This is a genomic window from Rhizobium sp. 01N447_2 (assembly GCF_056399245.1).
The window spans coordinates 37,517-50,129 of the sequence record NZ_JBFTQY010000006.1 but is presented as its reverse complement, the minus strand read 5'-3'; the positions used below and the strand labels follow the sequence as shown (position 1 = coordinate 50,129).

10 protein-coding genes and 1 riboswitch are annotated in these 12,613 nt (G+C 63.4%); of the genes, 8 read left to right on the top strand and 2 right to left on the bottom strand.

The features are described 5' to 3' along the window. The first annotated feature begins 57 nt into the window (after positions 1-57). From AC1ECN_RS05285 to atzF, 8 genes are all read left to right on the top strand, one after another. Positions 58-975: a helix-turn-helix domain-containing protein gene (locus AC1ECN_RS05285; RefSeq protein ID WP_130657651.1), complete on the top strand. Its 918-nt coding sequence runs from the start codon at positions 58-60 to the stop codon at positions 973-975. Positions 976-1,188: 213 nt separating this feature from the next. Beyond that, positions 1,189-1,297: riboswitch (guanidine-I (ykkC/yxkD leader) on the top strand. A gap of 74 nt (positions 1,298-1,371) precedes the next feature. Next, positions 1,372-2,445, top strand: a complete 1,074-nt coding sequence (locus AC1ECN_RS05280) for a putative urea ABC transporter substrate-binding protein (protein ID WP_130657650.1) — start codon at positions 1,372-1,374, stop codon at positions 2,443-2,445. Between the two features lie 65 nt (positions 2,446-2,510). Further along, positions 2,511-3,329 carry an ABC transporter permease gene (locus AC1ECN_RS05275; protein ID WP_024323449.1) on the top strand — a complete coding sequence of 273 codons (819 nt, stop codon included), beginning with the start codon at positions 2,511-2,513 and terminating at the stop codon, positions 3,327-3,329. Then, positions 3,326-4,156 (top strand): ABC transporter ATP-binding protein, encoded by an 831-nt coding sequence (locus AC1ECN_RS05270; protein WP_130663013.1) that lies wholly within the window; start codon positions 3,326-3,328, stop codon positions 4,154-4,156. The genes AC1ECN_RS05275 and AC1ECN_RS05270 overlap by 4 nt, the downstream gene beginning before the upstream one ends. Continuing rightward, positions 4,153-4,974, top strand: coding sequence for an urea amidolyase associated protein UAAP1 (locus tag AC1ECN_RS05265; protein ID WP_130792198.1), 822 nt, complete (start codon positions 4,153-4,155; stop codon positions 4,972-4,974). The genes AC1ECN_RS05270 and AC1ECN_RS05265 overlap by 4 nt, the downstream gene beginning before the upstream one ends. A gap of 11 nt (positions 4,975-4,985) precedes the next feature. Beyond that, positions 4,986-5,636 (top strand): urea amidolyase associated protein UAAP2, encoded by a 651-nt coding sequence (locus tag AC1ECN_RS05260; RefSeq protein ID WP_018069310.1) that lies wholly within the window; start codon positions 4,986-4,988, stop codon positions 5,634-5,636. A 3-nt stretch (positions 5,637-5,639) separates the two neighbouring features. Continuing rightward, positions 5,640-9,179 carry an urea carboxylase gene (gene uca, locus AC1ECN_RS05255; protein WP_477952374.1) on the top strand — a complete coding sequence of 1,180 codons (3,540 nt, stop codon included), beginning with the start codon at positions 5,640-5,642 and terminating at the stop codon, positions 9,177-9,179. Between the two features lies 1 nt (position 9,180). Next, positions 9,181-10,986, top strand: coding sequence for an allophanate hydrolase (atzF, locus tag AC1ECN_RS05250; protein ID WP_130691983.1), 1,806 nt, complete (start codon positions 9,181-9,183; stop codon positions 10,984-10,986). A 97-nt stretch (positions 10,987-11,083) separates the two neighbouring features. Here atzF and AC1ECN_RS05245 read toward each other — a convergent pair whose 3' ends face one another. Beyond that, complete coding sequence (locus AC1ECN_RS05245) at positions 11,084-11,494, bottom strand: VOC family protein (RefSeq protein ID WP_130691981.1); 411 nt, start codon at positions 11,492-11,494, stop codon at positions 11,084-11,086. A gap of 18 nt (positions 11,495-11,512) precedes the next feature. Beyond that, a complete protein-coding gene (locus AC1ECN_RS05240) occupies positions 11,513-12,610 on the bottom strand; it encodes a Gfo/Idh/MocA family protein (RefSeq protein ID WP_130691979.1) in 1,098 nt (365 codons plus the stop codon). Positions 12,611-12,613: the final 3 nt, after the last annotated feature.

The following is a 12,613-nucleotide window of genomic DNA, read 5'->3' as shown; positions in this document are numbered from 1 at the left end:
TCTTACGAACGCGGTTAAACTATCTGTAAGGGAGCGGCTGTCTCCTAAAAAGGGAACATGAATTTGGCGGAAAGTAAGGTCGGCACACGTGCAATCTACCAGCCCGGCGCGAGCAGCATCGAGGGTTTGCCGACAGCGCTCCAGATGTTTCATGCCCATCCGCCTGTCATGGCCATGCCGCACTGGCATGCGCAGGTCGAGGTCAACTACGTGATGCGCGGCACCGTGCACTACCGGATGAGCGACCACGAATTCCGGCTGAACGCCGGCGAAATGTGCCTCTTTTGGGGTGGTCAGCCGCATCAGATGGACGAATCCTCGGATGATTCACTCTATGCCGGCGCCCATCTGCCGCTCGTCTATTTCTTCCGGCTGCGCCTGCCGATCAGCGTTTCCAGCCGGCTGATGAAGGGCGAGACGCTGCTGACCTCGGCAACGGATGCCGCCGACAGCGAGAACTTCACCCGCTGGTTCCGCTATGCCAACTCAGGCGATCCCGCCAAGGCCCAGCACGCCGTCGACGAGCTGCTGCTGCGCATCGAGCGGATCGCGCTCGAACCCTATTCGATGACGTCGCAGGCGGCCATCAATCTCGACGGCGATCACCCGTATCCGCATTCCTCGCGCAGCGTCGCGCGCATGTGCGATTTCATCGCCGCCAATTTCCTGCACGACATCGATTCGGTCGATATCGCCCGCGCCGCCGACCTTCATCCGAAATATGCGATGAACCTTTTCAAGCGATCGACCGGCATGACGCTCAGCAAATATGTGACGCTGCTGCGGCTGTCGCGCGCCCAGGCGATGCTGATGAGCGAGGGCGCCAATGTGCTGCAGGTGGCGATGGACAGCGGCTTCGGCTCGATCAGCGCCTTCAACAAATCCTTCCGCCACATCGCCGGCATGTCCCCGTCGGACTTCCGCCGCGATATCCGGCTGGTGACGACGATGCCCTCCGGCGCTTTCCGCAACTAGCTCAGAGCCAGCCGCAATTCGGCGTTCTGGTGCGGCTGCCTGCGACTTGTTTTTCACTGGGCAAAAAAGAACCAACGCCTAAGGTGGCGGCAGAATACGCACATTTTCTGTGCAAGTGCATGCACTATTGCATTTTCCAGGAAATTGGTGCCATCGCACTCTCAATAAAATCAATGATTTATAATTTGGCACGCACTTTGCTTCGATAGTTGCAGAGTTGGTGGCTAGGGTTCCGGCGTCGCAAGGCGTGGCTGGTCCGAGAGCTACCACCGGCAGGGGAGACATCCCGCCGGGTGCACGGCGGGACAAAAGCCCGGGAGACCTCGTAAGCCAAGGGATTGGCGGCACGATGGTCATTGCCGATCCCTTTTGAAGAAAAGCAAAAGGGGAATTTCAATGCAGACTTTTTCGAAGATTCTATCGATTACCGCGCTGACGGCGTCCCTGGCGCTGGGACTCGGCTCCATCGCCAAGGCCGAACAGAAGACCGACTTCAAGGTCGCCTGGTCGATCTATGTTGGTTGGATGCCCTGGGGTTATGCTGCTGATCACGGCATCGTCAAGAAATGGGCCGACAAATACGGCATCAAGATCGAGGTCACCCAGTTCAACGACTACGTCGAATCGATGAACCAGTATACAGCAGGCGCCTTCGACGCCGTGACGCTGACCAACATGGACGGCCTGTCGATCCCGGCTGCCGGCGGCGTCGATACGACAGCCGTCATCGTCGGCGACTTCTCGAACGGCAATGATGCCGTCATCCTGAAGGACAAGGCGAGCCTTGCCGACATCAAGGGCCAGAACGTCAATCTCGTCGAATTTTCCGTCTCGCACTACCTGCTTGCCCGCGCGCTCGAAAGCATCAAACTGACCGAGCGTGACGTCAAGGTGGTCAACACGTCCGACGCCGATATGGTCGCCGCCTACAAGACGGCAGATGTCACCGCAGTCGTCACCTGGAACCCGCTGGTCTCGACCATCCTCGAGGATCCCACGGCCAAGAAGGTCTTCGACAGCTCGCAGGTGCCGGGTGAGATCATCGACCTGATGGTCGCCAATTCAGGCGTGCTGAAGGACAATCCGAATTTCGGCAAGGCGCTCGCCGGCATCTGGTATGAGACCGCAGCACTGCTGACCGCCGACAGCGCCGACGGCAAAGCCGCCCGCGAGGCGATGGGCCAGGCATCGGGCACCGATCTCAAGGGCTACGAGTCCCAGCTTGCCGTCACCAAGCTGTTTGCCAAGCCGGCCGATGCCGTTGCCTTCACCGCCTCGGCCAGCCTGCCGAAGACGATGGATCTCGTCCGCAACTTCCTGTTCGAAAAGGGCCTGCTCGGCAATGGCGCGCCATCGGCCGACGTCATTGGCATCGAAATGCCGGATGGCAAGATCCTCGGCGATAGCGGCAACGTCAAGCTGCGCTTCACCGAGACCTACATGAAGGCAGCCGCCGACGGCTCGCTCTGAGCGATGTCCAAGCAGCGGTGCGGCATTGACCGCACCGCCCAACCTTCATCAGCGGAGCTTTCCTCATGCGCTGGATCAACACGAGGCCGAGCCGGGGCGCGCAGCTTGCCTTGACGCTGCTGCCCTTCGTGCTGCTGATCGTTGCCTACACGGTCGGCTCGGCGGCACGGCTGGCGGAAAACGCCAACGACAAGCTGCTGCCTGGTCTTGCCGGTTTTGCCGATGCGATCGATCGCCTGGCCTTCATCGCCGATCCGCGCACCGGACAATATCTGCTCTGGTCCGATACGGGCGCGAGCCTGGTCCGGCTGTTCGCAGGCCTCGGCATCTCGACGCTTACCGCGCTTATCATCGGCATGCTGATCGGCATGCTGCCTTATCTCCGAGCCCTGCTCTCGCCCTTCGTCGCCGTCATCTCGATGGTGCCGCCGCTGGCGCTGCTGCCGATCCTGTTCATCGCCATGGGTCTTGGCGAAGCCTCGAAGATCGCGCTGATCGTCATTGGCGTTGCGCCGACGATGATCCGCGACCTTGCGCTGAAGGCGCTGGAGCTGCCGCGCGAACAGATCGTCAAGGCTGAAACGCTCGGCGGCTCCTCCTGGCAGATCGGCCTTCGCGTCGTGCTGCCGCAGATCCTGCCGCGGCTGATCACCTGCCTCAGGCTTCAGCTCGGCCCGGCCTGGCTGTTCCTGATCGCAGCCGAGGCGATCTCATCGGATTCCGGCCTCGGCTACCGCATCTTCCTCGTCCGCCGTTATCTCTCGATGGACATCATCTTTCCCTATGTCGTCTGGATCACGCTGCTGGCCGTGGTCATGAATTATATCCTCGATCGCATCCGCATTGCTGTCTTCCCCTGGTCTGAACTGGAGAAGCAGGCATGAGCGAACTGGTGATCGAAAAGGTCTGGAAAGAGTATGGCGACCAGATCGTGCTTGAGGACGTGTCGCTGACGGTTGCCTCGCGCGCCTTCGTCGCCCTTGTCGGCCCGTCCGGCTGTGGCAAGTCGACGTTCCTGCGCATGCTGCTCGGCCAGGAGCGGCCGACGCGAGGGACAATCCTGCTCGACGGCAAAGCTCTGCCGCAGGAGCCGGGGCCGGATCGCGGCGTCGTCTTCCAGCGCTACTCCGTCTTCCCGCATCTGACCGTGCTCGGCAATGTGCTGCTTGGGCGGGAACTCACAGCGTCTCGCTATAAAGCCAAGCTTTTCGGCGCTGCCCGTCGCAACGCCATTGACGAAGCCCGGCGGCTGATTGCCGAAGTCGGCCTTTCCGGCGCCGAGAACAAATATCCGGCGCAGCTTTCAGGCGGCATGCAGCAGCGGCTGGCGCTGGCGCAGGCCCTGATCATGAAACCGAAGGTGCTGCTCCTCGACGAGCCCTTCGGCGCACTCGACCCCGGCATTCGCGCCGAAATCCACACATTGATGAAGCGGCTCTGGCACGAAACCCAGATGACCGTCGTCATGGTGACGCACGACATGCGCGAGGCCTTCACGCTGGCGACGCGGGTCGTCGCCTTCGAGCGCAAGCGTGACCGCCCGGAAGAAAAGGAGCGCTACGGCGCGACGATCACCAAGGATATTTCGATCTGGCCGCCGAGGCTTGCCGGCGCGCCCTCCATCTTCAGCCCCGACCGGGACGGCCCGGTCATTTCTCTGGGCCTTCGCCGGGACGACCCGGCTTCCAGTCCGTCAGGAGAAAAACCATGATGCATGTCAGGCGTTCACCCGAAGAAATTGCCGCCAACCGGCAGCGCTACGAGGAACATCAGAAGAAGGGGTTGGAATTTGCCCCGAAGGCCTTGCCGGCGCCAAGCCCCCTGCCTGCGCCTGCCATCGATGCGGCTGCGATCATCCATCAGGAGACTATCCCCGGCGGCTGGTACTGGTCGACTACGGTCAAGCGCGGCGAGGCGCTCCGCATCGATCAGGGAGAAGGCGGATCGACCGTGGCGCTCGTTGCCTGGAACGCCACTGATACCAGCGAGCGGCTCAATCTCGTCGATACGGTCAAGGTGCAGTGGACGACCGCCCTCGGCAAGGGCCGCGTCATCTTCTCGGATATGGGCCGGGTGATGTTCTCGCTGATCGAGGATAGTTCCGGCGCCCATGACTGCCTGATGGGCGGCTCGACGGCAGCTTCGAACGCTGCAAGATATCCCGGCGTCAAGACCCGCAACACCCGCGACAATCTCGTGCTCGTCGCTGGCAAGCTTGGTCTCACCAGGCGCGACATCCCTGGGATTCTCAACCTCTTCGCCCCGGTCCGAGTCGACGATGACGGCGGCTTCCAGTGGCGCGGCAAGCTCTCCAACAGCGGCGATTATGCCGAACTGCGCGCCGAGATGGACATGATCGTCGGCTTTTCGAATTGCCCGCATCCACTCGATCCCGATCCGGTCTATGCGCCGAAGCCGGTCATCGTCACGCGCTTTCGCGCGCCCGCACCTGCAGTCGACGACCTCTCGCGCACGGCGACCGCCGAAGCCGTTCGCGGCTTCGAGAATAACGCCGCGATGCTGGCCTGAGGAGGATGACGATGACCGATTTCATCAAGACTTCAGCTTCGCGCAGCCTCGAAAATGCCGTGCAGGACCACTTCATCCCGGCCGAAGCGCCATGGTCCGGCATCGTCCGCAAGGGCCAGACCATCCGCATCGAGGACAGCTACGGCCAGCAGGCGATCGACACGCTGTTTTATCGCGCCGATGATTTTGCCGAGCGTTATTCCAACCAGGATACGATGCGGGCGCAGGGCGGCGCCTATATCGGCACCGGCACGAAGATCATTTCGAACGAAGGCAACGTCATGCTCATTATGACGGCCGACAGCTGCGGCCGGCACGATACATCCGCCGGCGCCTGCTCCTGCGAGAGCAACACCGTGCGCTTCGGCCACGGCACCAAATACCTGCATGCCTGCCGCGACAATTTCGTGCTCGAGGTGACAAAGCACGGCATGAGCAAGCGCGACATCGTGCCGAACATCAATTTCTTCATGAACGTGCCGATCAAGCCGAACGGCGAGATGACCATCGTCGACGGCATTTCCGCGCCTGGTGACTATGTCGAGTTGGTGGCGGAGATGGACGTGCTCTGCGTCATCTCCAACTGCCCGCAGATCAACAATCCCTGCAACGGCTTCGATCCGACGCCGATCCGGGTGCTGATCTGGGACGGCGAGGACTGATCGATGTTCACCAAGGTCCTGATCGCCAACCGCGGCGAAATCGCCGTCCGCGTCATCCGCACATTGAAGAGGATGGGCATCGCCTCAGTCGCCGTCTATTCCGATGCCGATCGGTTCTCGATGCCGGCGCTGACCGCCGACGAGGCCATACGCCTCGGTCCGGCGCCCGCTGCCGAAAGCTATCTCAACGTGGACGCCGTCATCGCCGCCTGCAAGGCGACGGGTGCTGAGGCCGTTCACCCGGGCTACGGCTTCCTCTCGGAGAATATCGGCTTTGCCGAGCGGCTTGCCGCCGAAGGCATCGCCTTTATCGGCCCGCGGCCGGAACATCTGTCGGCCTTCGGCCTGAAGCACACGGCGCGCGAACTGGCAAAGGCGAGCGGCGTGCCGCTGCTGCCCGGCACCGATCTCTTGCAGAGCGTCGAAGAGGCGCTTTCGGCCGCCGAGACCGTCGGTTATCCCGTCATGCTGAAAAGCACGGCCGGCGGCGGCGGCATCGGCATGCAGCTCTGCGCCGATGCAGCAGGCCTCAAGGCCTCCTTCGAAAGCGTGCAGCGGACGGCGCGGGCCAGCTTCGGCGATGCGCGCGTCTATATCGAGCGCTTCGTTGCCGAAGCCCGCCATGTCGAGGTGCAGATCTTCGGCGACGGCAAGGACCGGGTGATCGCGCTCGGCGAGCGCGACTGCTCGCTCCAGCGGCGAAACCAGAAGGTCGTCGAGGAAACCCCTGCCCCCGGTCTTTCCGCGGAAACGCGGGCGCGGCTGCACAAGGCGGCGGTCGATCTGGGAAGTTCGGTCTCCTATGAATCGGCCGGCACCGTCGAATTCATCTATGATCCCCAGCGCGAGGAATTCTATTTCCTCGAGGTCAATACCCGCCTGCAGGTCGAGCATCCCGTCACGGAAGCCGTCTTCGGCATCGACCTCGTCGAATGGATGATCCGGCAGGCGGCCGGCGAGGACGTGCTCTCGGGCGCTAGAAGCCTGATGCCGAAGGGCGCGGCGATCGAGATGCGGATCTACGCCGAGATGCCGCATGCCGATTTCCGCCCGAGTGCCGGCCTGCTGACCGAAGTCGTCTTCCCGAACAATGCCCGCGTCGACGGCTGGATCGAGACGGGAACCGAGGTCACGCCCTTCTATGATCCGATGCTCGCCAAGCTGATCGTGGCGGCGAGAGACCGGCCGGCGGCGATCGAGAAGCTGAAGGCAGCACTCGCCGAAACGTCGATATCAGGCATCGAGACCAATCTCGATTATTTGAAAACGATCGCCGCTTCCGAACTGCTTGCCGGCGCCAAGGTGGCGACGACGGCGCTTCGTGACTTCGCCTTCGTTCCCGATGTCGTCGAGGTGCTTGCGCCGGGTGCGCAGTCGAGCATTCAGGAACTACCGGGCCGGCTCGGCCTCTGGCATGTCGGCGTGCCGCCGAGCGGGCCGATGGACGAGCGCTCCTTCCGTCATGCCAACCGCCTCGTCGGCAATGCCGACGTGACAGCGGCACTCGAACTGACGGTTTCCGGCCCGACGCTGCGGTTTTATGCCGACCAGACGATCGCGCTTGCCGGCGCCCGGATGGCGATGACATGTGACGGCATAAAGTTGCCGCACGATGCGCCAGTCCTGATCCGCGCCGGTCAGATTCTATCGATCGGCACCATCGATGGACCGGGGCAGCGCGCCTATCTCGCCGTCGCCGGCGGCTTTGCAGCACCCGTCGTGCTCGGCTCGCGGGCGACTTTCGGTCTTGGTCAGTTCGGCGGCAACGCCACCGGTACGCTGAAAACGGGGCACGTGCTGCATTTTGCCCGCCAAGTGCCGGCCGAACCGGTGATACCCGCGGCGGAGCCAGCCGCCTTGACGCGCGAATGGGATGTCGGCGTGGTCTACGGCCCGCACGGCGCGCCAGATTTCTTCGTGGACAGCGATATCGAGACGCTGTTCTCGACGGCCTACGAAGTGCATTTCAACAGCGCCCGCACCGGCGTTCGCCTCATCGGCCCGGCCCCGGTTTGGGCGCGCCACGATGGCGGCGAGGCGGGGCTGCACCCCTCCAACCTGCACGACAATGCCTATGCGATCGGTGCAATCGATTTCACCGGCGACATGCCGATCATTCTCGGTCCTGACGGGCCGAGCCTTGGCGGCTTCGTCTGCCCGGCGGTGATTGCCCGCGACGAGCAGTGGAAGATGGGCCAGTTCAAGCCCGGCGACCGCATCCGTTTTCATGCAGTCGTGCGGCCGGAAGACCCGGTCGCTGGTCCAGCGGTACGGCGGGTCGCGGAAGAGACGGGTTCGCCGATCGTCGGCACCAGCGAGGACGGACCGGTTTCGGTCGTCTATCGCCGCCAGGGCGACGACAACCTGCTCGTCGAATATGGACCGATGACGCTCGATATCGCGCTTCGGCTGCGGGTGCATCTGCTGATGCAGGCCGTTGTCGAGGCTCGCCTTCCCGGCATCGTCGACCTTACCCCCGGCATCCGCTCGCTGCAGATCCATTATGACGGCACGCAGCTGACGCGCCGGCGCCTGCTGGGGCTGCTCTGCGAGATCGAGGCCACGCTTCCGGCAGCCCAGGAGGTCACGGTGCCGAGCCGCATCGTGCACCTGCCGCTTTCCTGGAACGATCCGGATGCGGAGCTTGCGATGCGCAAATATCAGGAGCTGGTGCGCCCGAATGCGCCCTGGTGCCCGTCGAACATCGAGTTCATCCGCCGCATCAACGGTCTTCCCGACGAACAGGCCGTCCGCGACATCGTCTTTGATGCCAGCTACCTCGTGTTGGGACTCGGCGATGTCTATCTCGGCGCGCCGGTTGCGACCCCGACCGATCCGCGCCACCGTCTCGTGACGACGAAATACAATCCGGCCCGCACCTGGACGCCGGAAAATGCCGTCGGCATCGGCGGCGCCTATATGTGCATCTATGGCATGGAGGGACCGGGCGGCTACCAGCTCTTTGGCCGCACCATCCAGGTCTGGAACACTTGGCGGGAGACGCCGGTCTTTGCCAAGGGAAAACCTTGGCTGCTGAACTTCTTCGACCAGATCCGCTTCTTCCCGGTCAGCAATCAGGAGCTGACCGAGGCGCGCGCCGCCTTCCCGCACGGGGGTTATCCGATCCGGATCGAGGAGACGGAATTCTCCTATGCCGCCTACGAGAAGGAATTGCAGGCGAACGCGGCGTCGATCGGCCGTTTCAAGGCAACACAGCAGGCCGCCTTCGATACTGAGCGCCAGCGTTGGAAGGAAGCCGGGCTCGACAGCTTCGTCACCGACGAAGGCACGGGCGAAAGTCCAGACGGGGATATTCCCGACGGCTGTTTCGGTGTTGCCAGCGCCGTACCCGGCAATATCTGGAAATTGCTGGTCGAGCCGGGGGCCTCGGTTGCGGCCGGCGACACACTCGCCATCATCGAATCGATGAAAATGGAAATCAACGTCACCGCCCATGCGGCAGGCCGCGTCCGCGACCTGCGCGCCGGGCCGGGAAGAAACGTCAAAGCTGGCGATATCATCGTCGTTCTGGAGGAATGCTGACATGCTGCCGACCATCCTCGATCTCTCAAGCCTTCGCGCCGCCTATCAATCCGGCCTGACGCCGCTCGACGCCATCGAAGAGGTGATCGCGCGGCGTGCCGCCTCGAAAGATCCGGCAATCTTCATCACCCCGGTGCCGGATGACGAGCTGCGTGCCGCCGCGAAAGCCTTAATGGCACGCGCGCCTGAGGCAAACAGCCTGCCGCTCTGGGGCGTTCCCTTCGCGGTGAAAGACAATATCGATGCCGCCGGCCTGCCGACGACAGCGGCCTGCCCGGCCTACGCGTATCGGCCGGAAGCGGACTCCACCGTCGTTGCCCGGTTGAAGGCAGCCGGCGCCATCATCATCGGCAAGACCAATCTCGATCAGTTCGCGACCGGCCTCAACGGCACGCGCTCGCCCTATGGCGCGCCGCGCTCGGTCTTCGATGCGGCCTATATCTCCGGCGGCTCGAGCTCCGGATCGGCGGTCACGGTGGCCTCCGGCCTTGCGGCCTTCGCACTCGGCACCGATACGGCAGGCTCCGGCCGGGTGCCGGCTGCCTTCAACAATCTGGTCGGTATCAAGCCGACGCCGGGTCTCTTGCCGAATACCGGCGCCATACCGGCCTGCAAGAGCGTCGACTGCATCACGATCTTTGCCGCGACCGTCGGCGACGGTGTTACGATCCGCAAGGTCGCCGAAGGCTTCGATGCCGCCGATGCTTTCTCGCGTCGCGCCAAGCCGGCGAACCTGCCTGTGTCGGGGTTGCGCATCGGCGTCCTCGCCGACGCCGAACGGGAATTCTTCGGCGACAAGGAGGTGGAGGCGCTCTACGACCAGGCGATCGAGCGGGCCCGAGGGCTCGGCGCCATCATCGTGGCGTTCGATTACGCGCCATTCCGCGAGGCGGCCGCCCTTCTTTATGACGGGCCGTGGGTCGCCGAACGCCTGGCGGCGGTCGAGACCTTCCTCGCCACGAACGCGGCCGATTTCGACCCGACGGTCAGGGGGATTATCGAAGGCGCCAAGGGCAAGACCGCGGTCGAGGCTTTCAACGGCCGATATCGGCTGGAAGAATTGCGTCGCAAGACCGAGGCCGAATGGGAAAAGGCCGACGTGCTTCTGCTGCCGACCGCACCGACCACCTATACGGTCGCCGACATGCTGGCCAATCCCGTCGTGCTCAACGGCCGCCTCGGCCGCTACACCAATTTCGTCAACCTGCTCGATTGCGCGGCGATCGCCGTTCCGGCCGGCTTCGGAAAAGGTGGCCTGCCGGGCGGCGTTACCGTTATCGCACCTGCCTTCACCGACGATGCGCTGGCGCCGCTTGCCGATGCGCTGCACCGCGCAGCAGGTTCCGGCATGGGCATCGACCGGCAGGCTGCGATCCCCGAAGCAAGCCGTGTTGTGCCTGGCGATGACGGTTTCATCGAGATCGCGGTCGTCGGTGCGCATCTGACTGGCATGCCGCTCAATCACGAACTGGCAGGCTCGGGCGGGCGTCTGGTCAAGACCTGCCGCACGGCCGGCGATTATCGCCTCTTCGTTCTGCCCAATACCACGCCAGCGAAACCAGGGCTGCTGCGCGACCCCGGCCATAAGGGTCAGGGCTTGGAGGTCGAGGTCTGGGCACTGCCGGCCGATGCCTTCGGCCGGTTCGTCCAGAAGATTCCGGCACCCCTCGGCATCGGTAAGCTGACGCTCGAAGACGGTTCCAGCGTCTCCGGCTTCGTCTGCGAGGCCCATGCGGTGAAAGGTGCCGAGGAAATCACGGCGCTTGGCGGTTGGCGCAACTATATCAGCGCCAAGCTGGCGAGCTGAGGGAAGCCTTGCATGGCAGCAAAGCTCATCCGGCGCCTGATCGATCTGCTGCGGGACGGTCTGACCGCCCGCAGCGAAGCGATCGGCGGCGCCTGTGTCAGCCTTGGCGGCTCTGCGAGCGTTCGGCAAGCTCGACGATGATGCCGTCGGGATCGCGAACGAAGGCGATCTTGTTCAGCATCTCGGAGTGGACGGCGAAGCGCGGCCGCTCCTTGATCTCGACGCCCGCCTGTTCAAGGCGGGCGAAGGCCTCGTCGACATTGTCGAAATGGAAGGTGAGGTGCCGGACGCCGGCCGTATCTTCAGGCACGTCGATCGCCCTCGACGCGCCGCCGCGCGGCGCAAAGACCTCCAGCATGCCGCCGCCCGCATCGAGGAACGCGACCTGCATGCCATTCGCCATCGTCTTGCGCAGCACGAGGCTGAGGCCGAGCAGGCCACAGTAGAAATCGATGGTGCGGTCCATGTCACTGACCGTCATGCCGACATGCTCGAAGGATTTCAGCATGGGAAAGCCCTTCCCGGTTCAGACGGTGGCCGCAGCACGCCATTCCCCTGCCGGCAGCCAGGAGCGGTAGAGCGGATGATCGGCGGCGATCGGCATCGGCGTTGGTTGTCCGGTGCGCTGCGAGAAATAAGCGGCCGTTACCAGTTCCAGCGAATTGCGGGCATCCTGCAATGTCACCGGTGGGCCGGTGTCCTCGACGATCGCCTTGTGGAAGAGCTCGAACTGACGGGTGTAGCCATCCTCGCCAGGCACATAGGCGGCGAGCACTTCGTCGATCCGGGCCTGATGTTCCTCTGTCCCGGCGACGAACGTCCACGGATCACGGCCCATCGTATAGGGTTCGATGATGCTTTCGGCGACGAGGTCGTTGAAGCAGAAGCGCAGCCGCGAGATCTCCTTGCGCGAGCCAAGCGTCATCGACAGCGTCGCCAGCGAGCCGTTCTGCATCTTCACCGAAAGGGCTGCCGTATCCTCGACCTCGATCGGATTGACCAGTGTCGCCCCATAGGAAAACACCTCGGCGCAGGGGCCATGCACATAGTTCAGCATGTCATGGGCGTGGATGGCGTGGCCGAGGAGGCCGCCGCCCAGTTCGCTCGCCCATTTGCCGCGCCACGGCACGGCATAATAATCCGGACCGCGCCACCAATGTGTCTCGATCGTCGTCAGGAACGGCTTGCCGGCAAGGCCGCGCTCGATCAGCAGTTTCAGTTTCTGCAGCCCGGAGCCATAGCGATACTGGAAGATCGGCATCAGCTTTCTGCCGGGGTAACGGGCAAGAATGCGGCCCATCTCGTCGACCTCGGCGATCGAGCCGAACAGCGGCTTCTCGCAAATCACATGCTTGCCGGATTCGATACCCTTGCGGCACAACTCGAAATGTGAGCTCGGCGGCGTCGAAATGTCGATGATGTCGAGATCGTCACGGGCAAACAGCGAATCCGCATCCTGGGTATATTCGCCAATGCCGAATTCCTCGCACAGCGCCCTGCCGCGCTCCTCATCGAGCGAGCAGAGCACGGGAACTTCGAAAAGCTCCTTGTTCCAGCCGAAGCCGGCCAGATGCCGCGCAGCGATGCCTGCGCCGATGACGCCGACGCGCAATTTCCTGGTCATGAT

What these genes read in the sequence shown, in the direction of transcription:
- atzF (WP_130691983.1), top strand. Translation starts at nt 9,181, where the DNA reads ATGCTGCCGACCATCCTCGATCTCTCAAGCCTTCGCGCCGCCTATCAA.
- AC1ECN_RS05265 (WP_130792198.1), top strand. Translation starts at nt 4,153, where the DNA reads ATGATGCATGTCAGGCGTTCACCCGAAGAAATTGCCGCCAACCGGCAG.
- AC1ECN_RS05270 (WP_130663013.1), top strand. Translation starts at nt 3,326, where the DNA reads ATGAGCGAACTGGTGATCGAAAAGGTCTGGAAAGAGTATGGCGACCAG.
- AC1ECN_RS05285 (WP_130657651.1), top strand. Translation starts at nt 58, where the DNA reads ATGAATTTGGCGGAAAGTAAGGTCGGCACACGTGCAATCTACCAGCCC.
- AC1ECN_RS05275 (WP_024323449.1), top strand. Translation starts at nt 2,511, where the DNA reads ATGCGCTGGATCAACACGAGGCCGAGCCGGGGCGCGCAGCTTGCCTTG.
- AC1ECN_RS05245 (WP_130691981.1), bottom strand. Translation starts at nt 11,494, where the DNA reads ATGCTGAAATCCTTCGAGCATGTCGGCATGACGGTCAGTGACATGGAC.
- AC1ECN_RS05260 (WP_018069310.1), top strand. Translation starts at nt 4,986, where the DNA reads ATGACCGATTTCATCAAGACTTCAGCTTCGCGCAGCCTCGAAAATGCC.
- AC1ECN_RS05280 (WP_130657650.1), top strand. Translation starts at nt 1,372, where the DNA reads ATGCAGACTTTTTCGAAGATTCTATCGATTACCGCGCTGACGGCGTCC.
- uca (WP_477952374.1), top strand. Translation starts at nt 5,640, where the DNA reads ATGTTCACCAAGGTCCTGATCGCCAACCGCGGCGAAATCGCCGTCCGC.
- AC1ECN_RS05240 (WP_130691979.1), bottom strand. Translation starts at nt 12,610, where the DNA reads ATGACCAGGAAATTGCGCGTCGGCGTCATCGGCGCAGGCATCGCTGCG.